This is a genomic window from Roseovarius sp. A46 (assembly GCF_004126395.1).
Taxonomy (GTDB): Bacteria; Pseudomonadota; Alphaproteobacteria; order Rhodobacterales; family Rhodobacteraceae; genus Roseovarius; species Roseovarius nitratireducens.
In genome coordinates this window covers 2,921-19,508 of the sequence record NZ_PVWS01000029.1, presented here as the reverse complement: position 1 = coordinate 19,508, position 16,588 = coordinate 2,921, and the positions used below count along the sequence as shown (strand labels likewise).

The 16,588-nt window shown below is 64.6% G+C and carries 26 protein-coding genes; 6 read left to right on the top strand and 20 right to left on the bottom strand.

The window, feature by feature from the left end:
- Positions 1–68: 68 nt before the first annotated feature.
- The 6 genes from rpsK to C6W92_RS14035 all read right to left on the bottom strand — a co-directional run bounded on the left by rpsK (position 69) and on the right by C6W92_RS14035 (position 4,344).
- Positions 69–458 (bottom strand): 30S ribosomal protein S11, encoded by a 390-nt coding sequence (gene rpsK, locus C6W92_RS14060; RefSeq protein ID WP_104017194.1) that lies wholly within the window; start codon positions 456–458, stop codon positions 69–71.
- A 15-nt stretch (positions 459–473) separates the two neighbouring features.
- Entirely contained in the window at positions 474–842 is a 369-nt protein-coding gene (gene rpsM / locus C6W92_RS14055; protein ID WP_104017195.1) for a 30S ribosomal protein S13, read from the bottom strand.
- A gap of 196 nt (positions 843–1,038) precedes the next feature.
- A complete protein-coding gene (locus tag C6W92_RS14050) occupies positions 1,039–1,617 on the bottom strand; it encodes an adenylate kinase (protein ID WP_129434287.1) in 579 nt (192 codons plus the stop codon).
- Positions 1,614–2,978 (bottom strand): preprotein translocase subunit SecY, encoded by a 1,365-nt coding sequence (gene secY / locus C6W92_RS14045; protein WP_129434285.1) that lies wholly within the window; start codon positions 2,976–2,978, stop codon positions 1,614–1,616. The genes C6W92_RS14050 and secY overlap by 4 nt, the downstream gene beginning before the upstream one ends.
- 110 nt (positions 2,979–3,088) lie before the next feature.
- On the bottom strand, positions 3,089–3,562 hold the full coding sequence (rplO, locus tag C6W92_RS14040) for a 50S ribosomal protein L15 (RefSeq protein WP_129434283.1): 474 nt from the start codon (positions 3,560–3,562) through the stop codon (positions 3,089–3,091).
- 143 nt (positions 3,563–3,705) lie between these two features.
- On the bottom strand, positions 3,706–4,344 hold the full coding sequence (locus tag C6W92_RS14035) for a 2-hydroxychromene-2-carboxylate isomerase (protein WP_129434281.1): 639 nt from the start codon (positions 4,342–4,344) through the stop codon (positions 3,706–3,708).
- 106 nt (positions 4,345–4,450) lie between these two features.
- Here C6W92_RS14035 and C6W92_RS14030 point away from each other — a divergent pair, with 106 nt between their 5' ends.
- A complete protein-coding gene (locus C6W92_RS14030) occupies positions 4,451–5,176 on the top strand; it encodes a VWA domain-containing protein (protein WP_129434279.1) in 726 nt (241 codons plus the stop codon).
- Positions 5,177–5,752: 576 nt separating this feature from the next.
- Here C6W92_RS14030 and rpmD read toward each other — a convergent pair.
- The 13 genes from rpmD to C6W92_RS13965 form a co-directional block, all read right to left on the bottom strand.
- Positions 5,753–5,941: a 50S ribosomal protein L30 gene (rpmD, locus tag C6W92_RS14025; protein WP_129434277.1), complete on the bottom strand. Its 189-nt coding sequence runs from the start codon at positions 5,939–5,941 to the stop codon at positions 5,753–5,755.
- Positions 5,942–5,953: 12 nt separating this feature from the next.
- Positions 5,954–6,520, bottom strand: a complete 567-nt coding sequence (gene rpsE, locus C6W92_RS14020) for a 30S ribosomal protein S5 (protein WP_104017203.1) — start codon at positions 6,518–6,520, stop codon at positions 5,954–5,956.
- A gap of 13 nt (positions 6,521–6,533) precedes the next feature.
- Entirely contained in the window at positions 6,534–6,893 is a 360-nt protein-coding gene (rplR, locus tag C6W92_RS14015) for a 50S ribosomal protein L18 (protein WP_129434275.1), read from the bottom strand.
- A 12-nt stretch (positions 6,894–6,905) separates the two neighbouring features.
- Positions 6,906–7,439 carry a 50S ribosomal protein L6 gene (gene rplF / locus C6W92_RS14010; RefSeq protein WP_104017205.1) on the bottom strand — a complete coding sequence of 178 codons (534 nt, stop codon included), beginning with the start codon at positions 7,437–7,439 and terminating at the stop codon, positions 6,906–6,908.
- Between the two features lie 13 nt (positions 7,440–7,452).
- A complete protein-coding gene (rpsH, locus tag C6W92_RS14005; RefSeq protein ID WP_129434273.1) occupies positions 7,453–7,845 on the bottom strand; it encodes a 30S ribosomal protein S8 in 393 nt (130 codons plus the stop codon).
- A 13-nt stretch (positions 7,846–7,858) separates the two neighbouring features.
- Complete coding sequence (gene rpsN / locus C6W92_RS14000) at positions 7,859–8,164, bottom strand: 30S ribosomal protein S14 (RefSeq protein ID WP_104017207.1); 306 nt, start codon at positions 8,162–8,164, stop codon at positions 7,859–7,861.
- A 19-nt stretch (positions 8,165–8,183) separates the two neighbouring features.
- On the bottom strand, positions 8,184–8,747 hold the full coding sequence (gene rplE / locus C6W92_RS13995) for a 50S ribosomal protein L5 (RefSeq protein WP_104017208.1): 564 nt from the start codon (positions 8,745–8,747) through the stop codon (positions 8,184–8,186).
- Positions 8,740–9,051, bottom strand: coding sequence for a 50S ribosomal protein L24 (gene rplX / locus C6W92_RS13990; RefSeq protein ID WP_129434271.1), 312 nt, complete (start codon positions 9,049–9,051; stop codon positions 8,740–8,742). The genes rplE and rplX overlap by 8 nt, the downstream gene beginning before the upstream one ends.
- Before the next feature lies 1 nt (position 9,052).
- Positions 9,053–9,421 carry a 50S ribosomal protein L14 gene (rplN, locus tag C6W92_RS13985; protein ID WP_104017210.1) on the bottom strand — a complete coding sequence of 123 codons (369 nt, stop codon included), beginning with the start codon at positions 9,419–9,421 and terminating at the stop codon, positions 9,053–9,055.
- Between the two features lie 76 nt (positions 9,422–9,497).
- Positions 9,498–9,728 (bottom strand): 30S ribosomal protein S17, encoded by a 231-nt coding sequence (gene rpsQ, locus C6W92_RS13980; RefSeq protein ID WP_104017211.1) that lies wholly within the window; start codon positions 9,726–9,728, stop codon positions 9,498–9,500.
- Positions 9,729–9,732: 4 nt separating this feature from the next.
- On the bottom strand, positions 9,733–9,945 hold the full coding sequence (gene rpmC / locus C6W92_RS13975; RefSeq protein ID WP_129434313.1) for a 50S ribosomal protein L29: 213 nt from the start codon (positions 9,943–9,945) through the stop codon (positions 9,733–9,735).
- A gap of 215 nt (positions 9,946–10,160) precedes the next feature.
- Entirely contained in the window at positions 10,161–10,448 is a 288-nt protein-coding gene (locus C6W92_RS13970) for an HU family DNA-binding protein (protein ID WP_104017212.1), read from the bottom strand.
- Positions 10,449–10,583: 135 nt separating this feature from the next.
- Complete coding sequence (locus C6W92_RS13965) at positions 10,584–12,068, bottom strand: AMP nucleosidase (RefSeq protein WP_129434269.1); 1,485 nt, start codon at positions 12,066–12,068, stop codon at positions 10,584–10,586.
- 84 nt (positions 12,069–12,152) lie between these two features.
- On the opposite strand from C6W92_RS13965, the gene C6W92_RS13960 reads away from it, so the two are divergent.
- The gene (locus C6W92_RS13960) at positions 12,153–12,596 is read left to right on the top strand and encodes a glyoxalase (RefSeq protein ID WP_129434267.1); all 444 of its coding nucleotides are present in this window, start codon (positions 12,153–12,155) and stop codon (positions 12,594–12,596) included.
- On the top strand, positions 12,593–13,348 hold the full coding sequence (locus C6W92_RS13955) for a class II aldolase and adducin N-terminal domain-containing protein (protein ID WP_129434265.1): 756 nt from the start codon (positions 12,593–12,595) through the stop codon (positions 13,346–13,348). The genes C6W92_RS13960 and C6W92_RS13955 overlap by 4 nt, the downstream gene beginning before the upstream one ends.
- Before the next feature lie 54 nt (positions 13,349–13,402).
- On the opposite strand, the gene C6W92_RS13950 is transcribed toward C6W92_RS13955, so the two are convergent.
- The gene (locus tag C6W92_RS13950) at positions 13,403–14,269 is read right to left on the bottom strand and encodes a branched-chain amino acid aminotransferase (RefSeq protein ID WP_104017216.1); all 867 of its coding nucleotides are present in this window, start codon (positions 14,267–14,269) and stop codon (positions 13,403–13,405) included.
- 162 nt (positions 14,270–14,431) lie between these two features.
- Here C6W92_RS13950 and C6W92_RS13945 point away from each other — a divergent pair, with 162 nt between their 5' ends.
- The 3 genes from C6W92_RS13945 to C6W92_RS13935 all read left to right on the top strand — a co-directional run bounded on the left by C6W92_RS13945 (position 14,432) and on the right by C6W92_RS13935 (position 16,261).
- On the top strand, positions 14,432–14,929 hold the full coding sequence (locus C6W92_RS13945; RefSeq protein ID WP_129434263.1) for a MarR family transcriptional regulator: 498 nt from the start codon (positions 14,432–14,434) through the stop codon (positions 14,927–14,929).
- On the top strand, positions 14,926–15,627 hold the full coding sequence (locus C6W92_RS13940; protein WP_129434261.1) for a response regulator: 702 nt from the start codon (positions 14,926–14,928) through the stop codon (positions 15,625–15,627). The genes C6W92_RS13945 and C6W92_RS13940 overlap by 4 nt, the downstream gene beginning before the upstream one ends.
- A 136-nt stretch (positions 15,628–15,763) precedes the next feature.
- Positions 15,764–16,261 carry a hypothetical protein gene (locus tag C6W92_RS13935; RefSeq protein ID WP_206018276.1) on the top strand — a complete coding sequence of 166 codons (498 nt, stop codon included), beginning with the start codon at positions 15,764–15,766 and terminating at the stop codon, positions 16,259–16,261.
- Positions 16,262–16,588: the final 327 nt, after the last annotated feature.

The following is a 16,588-nucleotide window of genomic DNA, read 5'->3' as shown; positions in this document are numbered from 1 at the left end:
ACGCCCGAGGTTTTAAAATGACGTGGCGGGCCGCGCGGATGGCGCGGCCCGCTTGGTAAACGATCCGATCAGACGCGGCGACGCTTCGGCGGGCGGCAGCCGTTGTGCGCGATCGGCGTCACATCGCGGATCGAGGTAATATTGAACCCCACTGCCGCGAGCGCGCGCAGCGCCGATTCGCGGCCCGATCCGGGGCCCTGAACCTCGACCTCGAGCGTGCGCATCCCGTGTTCCTGCGCCTTCTTGCCCGCGTCTTCGGCGGCAAGCTGCGCGGCATAGGGGGTCGACTTGCGCGAGCCCTTGAAACCCATGGTGCCAGCCGACGACCATGCGATGGCATTGCCCTGCACGTCTGAGATCAGGATCTTGGTGTTGTTGAAGGACGAGTTCACATGCGCCACGCCTGTGGCGATGTTCTTGGAGGCCTTCTTTTTCGTGCGTTTGGTATCGCGTGCCATATCTGCTGCCCTCCCTTATTTCTTCTTGCCGGCGATGGGTTTCGCCGGGCCCTTGCGGGTGCGGGCGTTGGTATGGGTGCGCTGGCCACGGACCGGCAGGTTGCGGCGGTGGCGCAGGCCGCGATAGCAGCCGAGGTCCATCAGGCGCTTGATGTTCATCTGCGTCTCGCGGCGCAGGTCGCCCTCGACGGTGAAGTTGGCGTCGATATGCTCGCGCAGGGCCAGTGCCTCGGCGTCCGAGAGCTCGTTGACGCGGCGGGCCTGGTCGATGCCGGTGGCCTCGCAGATGGCCCGTGCCGAGGAGGGGCCGATTCCGGTGATGTAGGTGAGGGCGACGGGCACCCGTTTCGATGTCGGGATGTTAACGCCGGCGATACGTGCCAAGTGTCTTTTCCTTTTCGTTGCGGTTCCGTAGCTCCAGAACCTTTTTTCACAACGCAGGCCCGAGGCGTTTACCGCTCCGGGCCGCAGCTGAATTCGGGATGTCGATACCACCGGGCCGCCCCCGGCGGGAATCGCTCTCGCGTGAGAGATAGGGCTGGTTATGGGGAAATGAAGGGGGCGTCAAGCCCCCGTCCGGTTATTTGTCGAGCGTCGCCGCGATAGCCGCCTTGACCTCGTCCATGCTGCCCATGCCATCGACCGGCGCAAGCTTGCCCTTGGCGTGGTAATAGCCGATGAGCGGCGCGGTTTTCTTGTAGTACTCCATCAACCGGTGGCGGACGCTCTCCTCGTTGTCGTCGGCGCGCACGGGTTGCCCGGCCGCCGCCGCCTCGGCGGCGCGGCCGACGATGCGCTTGACCAGCGTATCGTCATCGACCTGCATCTCGACCACGGCGTCGAGCGTCTCGCCCTGCTCGTCGAGCAGGTCGGCAAGCGCGTCGGCCTGCGCCAGCGTGCGCGGAAAGCCGTCGAAGATGAACCCGCCGCGCTTGTCGCCCTGCAGTTTCTCGCGGATGAGACCGATCACGATCTCGTCGGTCACGAGGTCGCCGCGCGCCATCACGTCGGCCACGATCCGACCCATCTCGGAGCCGCTGTCTTTGGCCTCGCGCAGCATGTCGCCGGTGGAGAGCTGGATCATGCCGCGGCTCTCGACAAGCATCTGCGCCTGCGTGCCCTTGCCCGCGCCCGGCGGCCCCAGAAGAATGATGTTCATCGGCGGGTCCCTCCCTTGCGGCGTCCCTTCTTGCGGCCCTTGCCGCTCAGTTGCGATTTCTCGATCAGCCCCTCGTATTGATGGGCCAGGAGATGCGATTGCACCTGCTGGATCGTGTCCATCGTGACCGAGACCACGATCAGCACCGACGTGCCGCCGAAATAGAACGGGATCGCGAACTGGCTGCGCAGGATTTCCGGCAGGAGCATGACCGCCACGAGATAGGCCGACCCCAGCACGAGGATGCGGTTGAGGACGTATTCGATGAATTGCTCGGTGCGCTTGCCCGGGCGGATGCCGGGCACGAACCCGTTCTGGTTCTTGAGGTTCTCGGCCACGTCATCGGGCTTGAACGCCACGTTGAACGTGTAGAAATACGTGAAGAACACGATCATCGCGGTGAAGAACACCAGGTAGAGCGGCTGTCCCGGGCCGAAATAGGCAAGGATCGTGGACATCACCGGGCTGGTGGCATTACCCGAGAACGTCCCCACCGTGGCGGGCAGAAGCAACAGCGAGGAGGCGAAGATCGCCGGGATCACGCCCGCCGGGTTGACCTTGACCGGCAGGTGCGACGAGCCGCCGTCATAGACCTTCATCCCCACCTGTCGGCGCGGGTACTGGATGTGGATCTTGCGCAAGCTGCGCTCCATGAACACCACGAAGGCAATAACCGCCACCACCATCACCATCACGCCGATGATGACCGCCGGGCTGATCGCGCCCGAGCGACCGGAGGCGAAGAACTGTGCCAGGGCCGCGGGAACCTCGGCGATGATGCCGACGAAGATGATCAGCGAGATGCCGTTGCCCACGCCGCGCGCGGTGATCTGCTCGCCCAGCCACATAAGGAACATGGTGCCGCCGACCAGCGTGATCATGCACGACGCGATGAAGAACAGGCCCGGATCGGTGACCATATCGCCCGATTGCAGACTGACCGCGAGGCCGTAGCTTTGCAGCGTCGCAAGCCCCACCGTGCCGTAGCGCGTGTACTGGTTGAGTTTCTTGCGGCCCTGTTCGCCCTCTTTCTTCAACTGCTGGAGCGTGGGCACCATCGCCGAGAGAAGCTGCACGATGATCGAGGCCGAGATATAGGGCATGATGCCGAGCGCGAAGATGCCCATCCGCCCCAACGCGCCGCCGGTGAACATCGACAGCATCCCGCCGATGGTGGCCTGCGCCCCCTCCATGAATTCACGAAGCGCGGCGCCGTCGATGCCGGGGACGGGAATGAAGGTGCCGAGGCGATAGACGATCAGCAGCCCGAGCGTGAACAGGATGCGGTTGCGGAGATCGGTGGCCTTGCCAAGCGCGGACCAGCTTGTGTTGGCGGCCATTTGCTCTGCTGCAGATACCATGCGCGGGTCTCTCTCATGTGCGAACGCCGCCAAAGCCGGTTTTCAGCTCAGGCGGCGTCATCGGAAAACCTGAGGCGTATGTAAGCGGGCGCAGGCCCGCTCACAACCTCTTATTCGGCGGCCTGCGCCGTCGTGACCGTAAGGCTGCCCCCGGCCTGCTCGACCGCCGCGACGGCGGATTTCGACGCGCCGGACACTTGCAGTTCGAGCTTGGTGCTCACCTCGCCCTTTGCCAGCACACGGATGCCGTCGCGCTTGCGCCGCACGAGGCCCGAGGCCACGAGCACGTCCTCGGTGATCGGCTGGGCGGCGTCGATCTTGCCGGCCTCGACGAATTTCTGGATCAGGCCAAGGTTGATCACCGCGTAGGATTTGCGGTTCGGCTTGGTAAAGCCGCGCTTGGGCAAGCGCTGATAGAGCGGCATCTGGCCGCCCTCGTAGCCCTTGATCGCCACGCCAGAGCGGGATTTCTGGCCCTTGATGCCGCGTCCGCCCATCTTGCCCATGCCAGAGCCGGGGCCGCGGCCGATGCGTTTCTTGCGCTTGGTCGCGCCGTCGTTGTCACGAAGTTCGTGCAGTTTCATTGTCGCTTCTCCTTGCCGGATGCGGCCCCCAGCGACGGGAGCGGCCGAACACGGCTTTGCTGGTTGATGAGGGCCCTCGGGCCACCGGGCGCGTATAGACGCAGGTCGCGCGGGGATCAAGGGCCGAGTTGCCCGCCCGTCTGTCAGCCCACGGGCGGGTTGCGCCATGTGCTTGGGGCAAAGGGCCGGGTGAGCGCGCGTTCCACCAATGCGAGCCGGTCCTGCCCGTAGAACGGATCGCCGCCGACGACATAGGTGGGCGAGCCGAAGACGTGGCGCGCGATCGCCTCTTCGGTGTTGGCGCGGTGCAGCGCCTGCACCGGCGCGGCGCGCGCGGCGGCGAGTATGGCGTCGGCATCCAGGCCGCATCCCGCGATCAGCGGCGCGAGCGTGGCCGGGTCCGAGATATCGGCATCGTCGCGCCAATGCGCGCCGAGAATCGCGTGGGCCAGCGCATCGGCCCCCTGCCCCGCATCCTGCGCCGCGATGATCGCGCCGTTGGGCAGGGCGAGCGGTGCGTCGTGATAGGTGGGGCGGCAGTGGATCACGGCAACGCCGCGATACTCGGCCCAATGCTCTATATCGCGGCCAAAGAAGTAATCCACATGCGCCTGTGTGCGCCCGGAGAAGGGCTGGCCGCCCGCGGCCTCCACCACCGGGGACAACTCGATGGGCTTGTGCAGCAACCGCGCGCCGTGGCGGGCGCAGATTTCCGACAGGCGCGCCGAGCCGAGCCAGGCAAAGGCCGAGTGGGCCGAATAGAAATATTCGATGGTCTGCATGGGGCGAGCCTAGCCGCTTGGCCCGCGCGGTGCCATCAAAACCCTTTTTATGGACACCGGGCGCGGGCGCGTTACGCTGTGATGAGTCCTGTCACGGAACCTGCACATGCGCGCCCTGCCCCTTTGCCTTGCCCTTGCCGTCACTGCCCTGCCGGGGCCCGCGCCGCAGGCGGCGGCGGGCTGCGCGCGCGACGCGATGCTGGTCTTCGATGGGTCGGGCTCGATGGGTGAGGTGGGCCATGACCTGACTGCGCCCACGAGGATCGAGGACGCGCGCCGCGCGGTGCGCGCGGCGATGCCGGATATCGCGCCCTACCGGCGGGTGGGGCTGCTGACCTACGGGCCGGGCGGGAGTAATGCCTGTTCGGGGATCGACCTGCGCTTTGGCCCCCGGGCCGATGCAGGCCCGGCGGTGGTGGCGGGGATAGAGGGGCTCGCCCCCGGTGGCCTGACGCCGCTCGCGGCCTCGGTCACGGCGGCTGCGGACGTGCTGGACGGCGAGGGGATCGTGGTGCTGGTGACCGACGGCAACGAGACATGCGGCGGCACTCCCTGCGCACTGGGCGCGCAGCTGGCCGGGACCGCGCCGGGGCTGACCGTGCACGTCATCGGCTTTCGCGTGGTCTATGACCCGTTTTCGTGGAACAGCCCCGAGGCAAAGGCGCTGGATGGGCAGACGGTGGCGAAATGCCTGCCCGATGCCACCGGCGGGCTGTTCGTGTCCACCGAGACGGTGGACGAACTTGCCGACGCGCTACGGGTGACGCTGGGGTGTGTGGTGGTGGGAATGCGACGTGACGAGCAAACGATCCTTCTTAGAACAAAGACATAAAACGCTGAGATAGCCCCAACAATCATTAAAGTTGGCGTTCTCGTTTCAGTTGCGAGCGCCACCCAAAACACTTATCTTAACGATTGTTAATGATTGGTTAACGGCATCTTCCAGCTGAGGACTCATTATGAAATACATTTATCTTGTCACCCTCCTTCTTCCGTTCGTTGCATCCACACCGACCATCGCGACCGTAGCTGGACAGATAGGGTTGGAGAGCCAAACATGGGAACAATCCATCGCGCATGGAGGTGGATGCAGGAAGAGTTCCCCTCCCGGCCAATGCTGTCATGCGGGGAAAAAGCCATACCATTGCCGTTGAGAGTGTCCCTGATTACTCGACAATGACACTGGGCCCGTTTGTGGAGCAGATGGCGTTTCGGAAGCGTCTATGACGGATTATTGGCGGGCCCGTGGGCAAAATTATCGTGAGAACACGCTCTCGCGGTAATCATGCAAAATGCGCGCGTGATGGTTAAAGCAAAACGCCCCGGCCATCACTGGCCAGGGCGTTCATTCTAGGCCACCGGAAACTTCAAAAGTTTCCGGACCGTTTTCTTTTCAAGAAAACGGTGCTCAGCCCTTTTCCTCGACGATCTGCACCATGTGCGGGATCTTGGCGATCATGCCGCGCACCGCGGGCGTGTCTTCAAGCTCGCGGGTCTTGTGCATCTTGTTCAGGCCCAGACCGATCAGGGTCTGGCGCTGTTTCTCGGGGCGGCGGATCGGCGAGCCGATCTGCTTGACGACGATGGTCTTTGCCATGCTCAGGTCTCCTTACGCTTCTGCCGGCTCGGCGGCCGGTGCCTCGTCACCCCGTTTCAGGATGTCGGCGACCTTCTTGCCACGGCGCTGGGCGACCATGCGCGGGCTGGTCTGCTTGCGCAGGCCATCAAGCGTGGCGCGGATCATGTTGTAGGGGTTCTGCGAGCCGTTCGACTTGGCGACCACGTCCTGAACACCCAGCATCTCGAACACGGCGCGCATCGGACCGCCGGCAATAATGCCGGTGCCGTGCGGGGCGGTGCGCATCACCACCTTGCCCGCGCCGTGACGTCCCTCGATATCGTGGTGCAGGGTGCGGCCCTCGCGCAGCGGAACGCGCATCATGCCACGCTTGGCGGCCTCGGTGGCCTTGCGGATCGCCTCCGGGACCTCCTTGGCCTTGCCCTTGCCAAAGCCTACGCGCCCCTTCTGGTCACCGACGACGACGAGCGCCGCGAACCCGAAGCGCTTGCCGCCCTTCACCGTCTTGCTGACGCGGTTGATCGCGACGAGACGGTCGGCGAATTCCGGAGCTTCGTCGCGGTCGCGACGGTCTCGGCGGTTGTCATCTCTTGCCATATCTCTCGTCTCCTCAGATCTTCAGCCCGGCGTCACGCGCGGCATCGGCCAGCGCCTTGACGCGGCCATGATAGATGAAGCCGCCGCGATCGAAATACGCCTCGGTCACCCCGGCCTTCTTTGCCCGCTCGGCAACCGCCTCGCCGACCTTGGCCGCCGCCTCGACAGTGCATTTGCCCACGAAGCCCAGGTCCTTTTCCAAGGTCGAGGCCGCCGCCAGCGTAACGCCCTGCACATCGTCGATGAGCTGCACGCTGATATTCTTGTTCGACCGGTGCACCGAGAGGCGCACGCGCCCCGCATTCACCTTGCGAAGTTTGCTCCGAACGCGCAGGCGGCGTTTCTGGAACAGTTTTCTCTTGCTGTTTGCCATCTGTCGCGTTCCTTACTTCTTCTTGCCTTCCTTCTGGAAGATATACTCGCCCTTGTAGCGGATGCCCTTGCCCTTGTAGGGCTCGGGGCGCCGCCAGTCGCGGATATTGGCCGCGACTTGTCCGACGAGCTGCTTGTCGGTGCCCTCGACCACCAGTTCGGTCTGCTTGGGCGCCGTAACGGTCACGCCGTCGGGGATCGGGAAATCCACGTCATGGCTGTAGCCGAGGTTGAGCCTGAGCACGTTGCCCTGCACCGCTGCCCGGTAACCGACGCCGCGGATTTCCAGCTCCTGGCGGAAATTCTCCTTGGCTCCGTGCACCATGTTGGCGATGACCGTGCGGGTCATGCCCCATTGCTGGCGCGCGCGCTTGGACTTGCCGCGCGGCGTGACCGTGATGGTGCCATCTTCGATAGTGATGGTCACATCGTCGGTCGCGGTGAAGGTCTTGGCGTCCTTGGGACCCTTGATTTCGATGGTCTGGCCCGAGAGCGTGGCGGTGACGCCATCGGGCAGGGCCACGGGTTGCTTGCCGATACGAGACATGTCCGGGCCTCCCTCAAAATACCGTGCAGAGCACTTCGCCGCCAACATTGGCTGCGCGCGCGGCTGCATCCGACATCACACCCTTGGGGGTGGAGACAATCGACACGCCGAGACCCTGACGGACCTGCGGGATGTCCTTGACGCCCATATAGACGCGGCGGCCGGGCTTGGAGACCCGCTTCATCTCGTGGATGACCGGGATGCCCTCGTAATACTTGAGGCTGATTTCCAACTCCGGGTGGCCCGTGGCACCGGTCGCGCTATCGTAGCCGCGAATATAGCCCTCGGAGGCCAGCACGTCGAGCACGCGAACGCGCATCTTCGAGGCGGGCGTGCGCACGGTGGATTTGCCGCGCATCTGCGCGTTGCGGATACGGGTGAGCATATCGCCGATAGGATCGTTCATCACACGGGTCTCCTTACCAGCTCGATTTCACCACGCCGGGCAGTTGCCCGGCGGAGCCCAGGTCGCGCAGCGCGATCCGGCTGATTTTCAGCTTGCGGTAATAGGCGTGCGGACGCCCCGTGAGCTGACAGCGGTTGTGCAGGCGCGTGGCCGAGCTGTTGCGCGGCAGTTGCGCGAGCTTGAGGGAGGCGCGGAAACGCTCTTCCATCGGCTTGTCCTGATCGTTGATGATCTCTTTGAGCGCGGCACGCTTCTTGGCGTAACGATCCACCAGCTTCTGGCGCTTTTTCTCGCGCTCGATCATTGCTTTCTTGGCCATGTCTTGATCCTCCCCCGGCTCAGCTGTTGAAGGGCATGTTGAAAAGCTTCAACAGCGCCTTGGCTTCAGCGTCGGTCTTCGCCGTGGTTGTGATGATGATATCCATCCCCCAGACTTCGTCGACCTTGTCGAAGTTGATTTCGGGAAAGACGATGTGTTCCTTGATGCCCATCGCATAATTGCCGTGACCGTCGAAGGACTTACCCGAGACGCCGCGGAAGTCGCGGATGCGGGGCATGGCCACGGTGATGAGACGATCGAGGAAGTCATACATCCGGTCGCCGCGCAGCGTGACCTTGGCACCGATCGGCATCCCCTCGCGCAGGCGGAAGCCGGCGATGGAATTGCGTGCCGTGGTGGTGACCGCCTTCTGACCTGCGATGGCGGACAGGTCTTCCTGCGCCGACTTGGCCTTCTTGGAGTCTCTGACCGCCTCGGCGCCGCAGCCGATGTTGAGCACGATCTTGTCGAGCCGCGGGATCATCAAGTCGTTGGTATAGCCGAACTCTTCCTTCAGAGCGGGCTTGATCGTGTCGCGGAACTGCGTGCGCAGGCGCGGGGTATAGGTTGCGGTATCAAGCATCGATCGCGTCCCCCGTGGTCTTGGCGTAGCGCACCTTCTTGTCGCCCTCGGTCCGGAAACCGACGCGGGTGGCCTTGCCGTTCTTGTCGAGCATGGCGAGGTTGCTGAGATCGATCGGCATCGCCTTGGGGATGCGTCCGCCCTGCGTCTGCTGGCTCTGGCGGGTGTGGCGGATCGCCATGTTCACGCCCTCGACCACGGCCTTGCCGGCCTTGGGATCGACGCTGAGGATGGTGCCGGTCTGGCCCTTATCCTTACCGGCGAGCACGACGACCTTGTCGCCCTTCTTCAGTTTCGCAGCCATCTTACAGCACCTCCGGGGCGAGCGAGATGATCTTCATGAAGTTCTTGGAACGCAGCTCGCGCACGACCGGCCCGAAGATACGGGTGCCGACGGGCTCGCCTGCGTTGTTGAGGATCACCGCGGCGTTGCGGTCAAAGCGGATGGCGGTGCCGTCCTCGCGACGGACCTCCTTGGCGGTGCGCACGACGACGGCCTTGCGCACGTCGCCCTTTTTCACGCGGCCGCGTGGGATGGCTTCCTTTACCGAGACGACGATGATGTCGCCCACGGACGCATACTTGCGCTTGGACCCACCCAGGACCTTGATGCACTGCACCCGGCGTGCGCCGGAGTTGTCAGCGACATCCAGATTGGTCTGCATCTGGATCATGTGGTTTCTCCCGACCTGTGGGGGCTGTTCTGGCTCTTTCCCCCAGGGTTTCGATCAAACCGGATGGTGCGAAGGTTCAGGCCTCCAGCACCTCCCAGCGTTTCGACTTGGATTTCGGCGCGCACTCGATGATGCGAACCGCGTCACCTTTCTTGAAGGTGTTGTTCTCGTCATGCGCCCGGTACTTCTTGGACTTTCGGATAGTCTTTTGCAGGACCGGGTGCTTGAAACGGCGCTCGACCGAAACGGTGACGGTCTGGGCGTTGGCGTCCGAAGTGACGGTGCCTTGCAGGATTCGTTTGGGCATGGTCTCAGACTCCCTGCTCGGCGGCCGCACCGCGGGCCTTCTCGTTGAGGATCGTTTTCACGCGCGCGGCGTCGCGGCGGGCGCGGCGCATCTGCGCGGCGTTCTCAAGCTGGCCGGTGGCCGCCTGGAACCGCAGGTTGAACTGTTCTTTCTTGAGCCGGACAAGCTCGTCCCGGAGCTGGTCCGGGGTCTTGTCACGCAGATCGCTGGCATTCATCGCCATAACTTCCTTCTCAAAACACCGGCGAGCCCCTGACTAGCGTCTCAGGGTCACCCGAAACCCGGTGGATGGATTTCATCACGCACGAATCCCCAGCCTGGGCCGGGGCGCGGATTGCGGCTCTATAAGGGAGGCGGTCACGGAGGGCAAGGGAAGAATTGCCAACCCGGACCAAAGGGGCCGCCCGGAACACCCGGACGGCCCGGCAGCGGTCAGCCGTTGACGCTGTCCTTGAGCGCCTTGGCAAAGGTCATCTTGACCTGGCGGTCGGCAGGCTTGCGCATCTGCTCGCCGGTAGCGGGGTTGCGCACCATGCGTTCGGGGCGCTCGCGGCAGTAGATCTTGCCCACGCCCGGCAGCGGCACGGCGCCACCATTCGACACTTCGCGGGTGACGACGGCCACCACCGCGTCGAGCGCGGCACCGGCAGATTTCTTGTCGCTGCCCATCTCCTCGGCCAGTGCGGCAACGAGCTGGGTCTTGGTCATCGGCTTCGCCATTGTTCGGTCTCCTTCGTATCACTGCCCGTCTCTGGGGCCTCGGTGGCGCGATTAAACGCCATGATGTGGTCAAACACAACGACTAGGGGGCAAAAGCAAGGGTTTTTCCCGCATTTTGTGCCGATTTTCGCTCAGTCAGAGGAACGCTGTCTCCTCGAACGAGCGCAATTTGCGGCTGTGGATGCGTTCGAGCGGCATTCGCCGCAGCGATTCCATCGCGCGAATCCCGATCATCAGGTGGCGTGAGACCTGTGACCGGTAGAAATCCGAGGCCATGCCGGGCAGTTTCAGCTCGCCCTGAAGCGGCTTGTCGGAGACGCACAGAAGCGTGCCATAAGGCACACGGAAGCGAAAGCCGTTGGCGGCGACCGTCGCGCTCTCCATGTCGAGTGCGATGGCGCGCGACTGCGAGAGCCGCTGCACCGGGCCCGCATGCTCGCGCAATTCCCAGTTGCGATTGTCAACGCTGGCCACGGTGCCGGTGCGCATCACCCGCTTGAGATCGAACCCGTCGAGTTGGGTTTCGGCGGCCACCGCCTCCTGCAAGGCGATCTGGATCTCGGCCAGCGCCGGTATCGGCACCCAGGCGGGCAGGTCGGCGTCGAGCACGCGATCCTCGCGCAGGTAGGCATGGGCCAGCACGAAATCGCCCAGCGACTGCGAATTCCTCAGCCCCGCGCAATGGCCCACCATCACCCAGGCATGGGGGCGCAGCACGGCGATGTGGTCTGTCGCGGTCTTGGCGTTGGACGGCCCCACACCGATATTCACGAGCGTGATCCCAGCGCCATCGGCGCGCTTTAGATGATAGGCGGGCATCTGCGGCAGCCGGTCGGACGCGGGCAGGTCGGCGTCGGGATCGGTGATCATGGCGTTGCCGGGCACCACGAAGGCGGTATAGCCGCTCTCGGGCGTGCCGAGCGCCTGCCGCGCGAAGGCCTCGAACTCGGCCACGTAGAATTGATAGTTGGTGAACAGCACGTAGTTCTGGAAATGCCCCGGATCGGTGGCGGTGTAATGCGCCAGCCGCGCCAGCGAGTAATCCACCCGCTGCGCGGTGAAGGGCGCGAGCGGGCGGGTGCCATCGGGCACCGGCTGCCAGGTGCCGTTTACGATGTCGTCGTTGGTGGTCGCAAGGTCGGGCACGTCGAACACGTCACGCAAGGTGAACGCCGCCGCCCCCTCCTGCGGCACGTCGAGCGCCGCCTCGCCCGCCACCGCGAAATGCACGGGCATCGGCGTTTCCGATAGCCCGATGGTGACCGGCACGCCGTGATTGTCCAGAAGCAGGCCGATCTGCTGCTCAAGGTAGGCGCGAAAGAGGTCGGGCCGGGTGATCGTGGTGGCATAGGTGCCGGGATAGGACACGTGGCCAAAGCTCAGCCGGCTGTCGATGGTGGCGAAGGTGGTCGTGGTCAGCCGGATTTCGGGGTAAAGCGCGCGGACACGCCGCGGCGGGATCTTGCCGGTGATCGCGCCCGCGAACGCATCGCACAGGAACCGCGTTCCACGCTCGTAGAGCAGGCACAGCCGATCGACCGCCGCGCGCGCGCAAGTAAAGGCCTCTGGCCCGGGCAAATCGGGTGGCAGGAGCGGAATATCCGGGTCGGCGGGGGGCATGGCTGCGTCCTGTCGCGGGGATGTGCGCGCCACGTTGACACGGGCGGGGGCCGCGATCAAGCTGCGCCCCAAAGGAGCATGCGCATGAATCTCGAGACCGTCAGCCCGGCACAGTTCGGGGCAAGCCTGCGGGGCTTTGGCCTCAACCTGCTGGTGCGCGATGTGTCCGCAGAGGCGGCCTTTCTCGCGGAGGTGTTCGGCATGGTACCACACCGGCTGAGCGAGGATTTTGCAATCATGGAATACCACGGCCATCTGATCCAGCTTCACGCCGATCACACCTATGGGGCACACCCCCTGCTCGGCCTCGTGCCCGAGAGCCCGCCGCGCGGCGCGGGGGCGTCGCTGCACCTGTTCGACAGCGACCCCGATCGCGCCGCCGCGCTGGCGGAGGGCGCGGGCGGGCACGTCCTGCAGGCCCCCGCCAACAAGCCGCACGGACTGCGCGAGACCTGCATCCTGTGCAAGAACGGCTATGCCTGGGCGGCCTCGCGCCCCCTGACCGATGACGAAAGGAAAGACATATGAGCGTGACCGAACTCAAGCCCAACATGGAGCACTGGCAGGCGCGCGTGGACCTCGCCGCTGCCTTTCGCTGGACCGCGCGGCTGGGGATGCACGAGGCGGTGGCCAACCATTTCAGCCTCGCCATCGACGAGGACGGCACGCGGTTCCTGATGAACCCCAACCAGATGCATTTCGCCCGCATCCGCGCCAGCGACCTGATCGAGGTGGACGCCTCGGACCCCGACACCATGGACAAGCCGGGCGCGCCCGACCCGACGGCCTGGGGGCTGCATGGCGGGCTGCATCGGCATTGCGGCCACGCGCGCTGCGCCATGCACGTGCATTCGATCCACGCCACCGTGCTCGCCTGCCTCGAGGACAGCCGCCTGCAGCCCATCGACCAGAACTGCGCCACCTTCTACAACCGCCATGTGGTGGACGAGGCCTATGGCGGGTTGGCGTTCGAAGACGAGGGCGCGCGCTGCGCGCGGCTTTTGCGCGATCCGCGGCACAAGGTGCTGGTGATGGGCAATCACGGCGTCATGGTGATCGGCGACACTGTGGCCGAGACGTTCAACCGCCTCTATTATTTCGAGCGCGCCGCCGAGACCTACATCCGCGCGCTCCAGACCGGGCGGCCGCTTCGGGTGCTCTCGGACGCCGTGGCGGAAAAGACCGCGCGCGAGCTCGAGGAATATCCCGAACAGGCTGAGCGTCACCTCGACGAGTTGAAGGCCATCCTCGACGCGGAAGGATCGGATTACGCGGCCTGAGCGGGCGGGCGCCGGAGAGGCCGGCGCCACGCCTGCGAGACGCGGCCACCTGCGTCAGGCGCGCACCAGCGCCTCGTAGGCTTCAGCGATGTCGCGGGTCATCGCGCCCACCTCGAAGCTGTAATCGCCGATCTGCCCCACCGGCGTGACCTCGGCGGCCGACCCGGTGAGCCAGCACTGTTCGAACCCTTCCAGTTCCTCTGGCATGATGTGGCGCTCGTGCACCTTGATCTGCCGGTCCTTCAAGAGGCCAATCACCGTCTGCCGCGTCAGCCCGTTGAGAATTGCGTCGGGCAGTGGCGTGTGCACCTCGCCATCCTTGACGAAGAAGATGTTGGCCCCCGTCGCCTCGGCCACGTATCCGCGATAATCAAGGAACATAGCGTCTGAGCACCCCTTGGCCTCGGCGGCGTGTTTGGACATGGTGCAGATCATGTAGAGGCCGGCCGCCTTGGCCGCGACGGGGATGGTCTCGGGGCTCGGGCGCTTCCACTTGGCGATGTCGAGCTTGGCGCCCCTGGTCTTGGCGTCGCCGTAATAGCTGCCCCATTCCCATGCGGTCACCGCCATGCGGATCGGGTTGCGGGCGGCCGCTACGCCCATGTCCTCGCCCGCGCCGCGAAACGCCAGCACCCGCACATAGGCATCGCTCAGCCCGTTGGCGTCGAGCACCGCGCGCTTGGCGGCCTCGATCTCGTCCACGCTGTAGGGGATCGGCATGTCCATCAGCTCGCCCGATTTCAGCAGCCGCTCGGAGTGCGCCCGGCTCTTGAATACCTTGCCACTGTAACAACGCTCGCCTTCGAAAACCGAGCTTGCATAATGCAGCGCGTGGCTGAGGATGTGCACATTGGCATCGCGCCAATCGATGAGCTTGCCATCCATCCAGATCTTGCCGTCGCGATCATCATAGCTTGCCATGAGCCAGTCCTTCACAGTATTTCCATTTATTGCGCCAATTACGACCACATCGGACATAAAATTACGCGGTTTCCACGATTCGCTACCAATTCGATCTTGGAATGTCAATAAAGCTGACGTAATATCATCTCAAGGACGATGATTTGTGAACGGGGTGCCGGTATGGGAGAGATGCAGGGTGGCGAGAACCTCTTGTTTCTCACCGACGAACAGTTGCGGCAGGGGATCGAGGCGATGTTCTTCGCCTATCGCGGCTTCACCGCCGATCCCGACCGCATCCTTGCGACCATGGCCTATGGCCGCGCCCATCACCGCGCGCTGCACTTCATCGCGCGCATCCCCGGCACCACCGTCAACAACCTCCTCGCCATCCTCGGCGTGACCAAGCAATCGCTCAACCGGGTATTGCGCACGCTGATAGAGGACGGGCTGGTGGAAAGCCGTGTGGGCACCAGCGACCGGCGCGAGCGGCACCTGCACCTTACCGAGGCCGGGGCGGCGCTGGAACGCAAGCTCTCGGACGCGCAGCGCGCGCGCATGCGCGCCGCCTACCGCGCCGCCGGCCCGCAAGCGGTGGCCGGATTCCGGCAGGTGCTTGAGGCGATGATGGAGCCCGAGTTGCGCAGCCTCTACCACGCGATCAGGGAGTCCGACACATGACCGAGCCAGCCCCGCACCTGCTTATTGTGGACGATGACGAGCGTATCCGCGACCTGCTGCGCAAATTCCTTATACGCCAGGGCTTTCTCGTGTCGGTCGCGCGCGATGCTGGCCATGCACGGCGGGTGCTGGCGGGGCTCGACTTCGACTTGATCGTGATGGACGTGATGATGCCCGGAGAAAGCGGGCTGGACCTCACCCGCGTCCTGCGCGAAACAAGTTCCACGCCGATCCTGCTCTTGACAGCCAAGGGCGAAACCACCGACCGCATCGAGGGGCTGGAGGCCGGTGCCGACGACTACCTGCCCAAGCCGTTCGAGCCGCGCGAGCTACTACTGCGGATCAACGCCATCCTGCGCCGGATGCCCGAGCCGGAGCCGGAGGAAAAACAGCCCAAAATCGTGCAAATGGGATCCGCGCGCTATGATATCGAGCGCGGCGAGCTCAGCCGTGGGGGCCTACCGGTCAAGCTCACGGCGACCGAGGTGCAGCTCATGCGTATCTTCGCCGAAAACCTGCGACAGGCGATCAGCCGCACGCGGCTCGTGGAGGAGCTGGGGCGCGACAACGGGCAGGCACAGGAGCGCGCGGTCGATGTGCAGATCACCCGCCTGCGCCGCAAGATCGAAAGCGATCCAAAACAGCCGCGCTACTTGCAGACGGTGCGCGGCGAGGGCTACATGCTCAGCCCCGACTGACGGTCACGGGCAATACATTCACACACGCAAATGTGACGAGCCGATCCGCTGTTTGCGGTTGAGATTCGGCGCGCAAGCCCGCCTTCTGGGAACGGCCCCGGTGGGGTCGCGCTATTTTCAACAGGAGTGATCCGACATGCGATTGACCAGAATTTTCACCGCCACGGCGACCAGCCTCGCGCTTCTGGCCGGCACTGCACTGGCCGCGCCGGTCTCGGTGACGACCGTTCTAGATCCGCAAGAGCAGATGCGCTTCGAGATGGGCGACGGCAGCAAGCATTTCGTGCTCGCCGTGCGCCGCGAGGGTGTCTCGGAAGGAGAGGGCGTGCTCGCCGGGGCCGATGTCACGGAGTTCGGCTGGCACGACATCAACCCGCCCAACGCAGGCGACCCCCAGGGTTACCTGCGCTTCACAGCGACGAACGGTGACGTGGCGATCGTCAAGTTCACCGTGCGCGCGGTGTTCATGAAAGGCGTGGAGAAACCGGTGTTGCACGATAACGGATTTTGGGAATTGGTGAGCGGCACCGGGCAGTTCGCGGGCAAGCGCGGCGTCGGTGCGCTCAAGATCGAGCCAGCGGGCGGACCGAAGCGGCTCTTCACCCTCACCGGTGAGATCGCCGACGCCCCCTGAACGCCGCGGTGGAAAGAGGGGCGCCGCCCACGTCGCGCTCCGCGCCACTCCCGGCTCAACTCTGCGAGCGAAGCCTGCGATCGCTGTATTGCCGCTCTGATGGCGTGCGTGGTCGTGGCGCTCCCGTGACGACTTGTCCCATAATGCTTCCTTCCAAGCCTGAGAAAGGATCGCACCATCAAACGGTGGGATTGAAAACTTAAGGAAAGTCTGAACAACGCCTTCTGCTGCGCCGACGCGCCGATGTGAGGGCCATGCCGGGCATCAGGCAGCTTGTTTCCAGCGGCTTTCGGGCTGCTTCGGCCGCTCGGTTGGTGGACAGGCCAA

Excerpts from the sequence above, each read along its gene's own strand:
- rpsK (WP_104017194.1), bottom strand. The coding sequence starts at position 458 with ATGGCACGCGATACCAAACGCACGAAAAAGAAGGCCTCCAAGAACATC.
- C6W92_RS14050 (WP_129434287.1), bottom strand. The coding sequence starts at position 1,617 with ATGAACATCATTCTTCTGGGGCCGCCGGGCGCGGGCAAGGGCACGCAG.
- secY (WP_129434285.1), bottom strand. The coding sequence starts at position 2,978 with ATGGTATCTGCAGCAGAGCAAATGGCCGCCAACACAAGCTGGTCCGCG.
- rplO (WP_129434283.1), bottom strand. The coding sequence starts at position 3,562 with ATGAAACTGCACGAACTTCGTGACAACGACGGCGCGACCAAGCGCAAG.
- C6W92_RS14035 (WP_129434281.1), bottom strand. The coding sequence starts at position 4,344 with ATGCAGACCATCGAATATTTCTATTCGGCCCACTCGGCCTTTGCCTGG.
- C6W92_RS14030 (WP_129434279.1), top strand. The coding sequence starts at position 4,451 with ATGCGCGCCCTGCCCCTTTGCCTTGCCCTTGCCGTCACTGCCCTGCCG.
- rpmD (WP_129434277.1), bottom strand. The coding sequence starts at position 5,941 with ATGGCAAAGACCATCGTCGTCAAGCAGATCGGCTCGCCGATCCGCCGC.
- rpsE (WP_104017203.1), bottom strand. The coding sequence starts at position 6,520 with ATGGCAAGAGATGACAACCGCCGAGACCGTCGCGACCGCGACGAAGCT.
- rplR (WP_129434275.1), bottom strand. The coding sequence starts at position 6,893 with ATGGCAAACAGCAAGAGAAAACTGTTCCAGAAACGCCGCCTGCGCGTT.
- rplF (WP_104017205.1), bottom strand. The coding sequence starts at position 7,439 with ATGTCTCGTATCGGCAAGCAACCCGTGGCCCTGCCCGATGGCGTCACC.
- rpsH (WP_129434273.1), bottom strand. The coding sequence starts at position 7,845 with ATGAACGATCCTATCGGCGATATGCTCACCCGTATCCGCAACGCGCAG.
- rpsN (WP_104017207.1), bottom strand. The coding sequence starts at position 8,164 with ATGGCCAAGAAAGCAATGATCGAGCGCGAGAAAAAGCGCCAGAAGCTG.
- rplE (WP_104017208.1), bottom strand. The coding sequence starts at position 8,747 with ATGCTTGATACCGCAACCTATACCCCGCGCCTGCGCACGCAGTTCCGC.
- rplX (WP_129434271.1), bottom strand. The coding sequence starts at position 9,051 with ATGGCTGCGAAACTGAAGAAGGGCGACAAGGTCGTCGTGCTCGCCGGT.
- rplN (WP_104017210.1), bottom strand. The coding sequence starts at position 9,421 with ATGATCCAGATGCAGACCAATCTGGATGTCGCTGACAACTCCGGCGCA.
- rpsQ (WP_104017211.1), bottom strand. The coding sequence starts at position 9,728 with ATGCCCAAACGAATCCTGCAAGGCACCGTCACTTCGGACGCCAACGCC.
- rpmC (WP_129434313.1), bottom strand. The coding sequence starts at position 9,945 with ATGAATGCCAGCGATCTGCGTGACAAGACCCCGGACCAGCTCCGGGAC.
- C6W92_RS13970 (WP_104017212.1), bottom strand. The coding sequence starts at position 10,448 with ATGGCGAAGCCGATGACCAAGACCCAGCTCGTTGCCGCACTGGCCGAG.
- C6W92_RS13965 (WP_129434269.1), bottom strand. The coding sequence starts at position 12,068 with ATGCCCCCCGCCGACCCGGATATTCCGCTCCTGCCACCCGATTTGCCC.
- C6W92_RS13960 (WP_129434267.1), top strand. The coding sequence starts at position 12,153 with ATGAATCTCGAGACCGTCAGCCCGGCACAGTTCGGGGCAAGCCTGCGG.
- C6W92_RS13955 (WP_129434265.1), top strand. The coding sequence starts at position 12,593 with ATGAGCGTGACCGAACTCAAGCCCAACATGGAGCACTGGCAGGCGCGC.
- C6W92_RS13950 (WP_104017216.1), bottom strand. The coding sequence starts at position 14,269 with ATGGCAAGCTATGATGATCGCGACGGCAAGATCTGGATGGATGGCAAG.
- C6W92_RS13945 (WP_129434263.1), top strand. The coding sequence starts at position 14,432 with ATGGGAGAGATGCAGGGTGGCGAGAACCTCTTGTTTCTCACCGACGAA.
- C6W92_RS13940 (WP_129434261.1), top strand. The coding sequence starts at position 14,926 with ATGACCGAGCCAGCCCCGCACCTGCTTATTGTGGACGATGACGAGCGT.
- C6W92_RS13935 (WP_206018276.1), top strand. The coding sequence starts at position 15,764 with ATGCGATTGACCAGAATTTTCACCGCCACGGCGACCAGCCTCGCGCTT.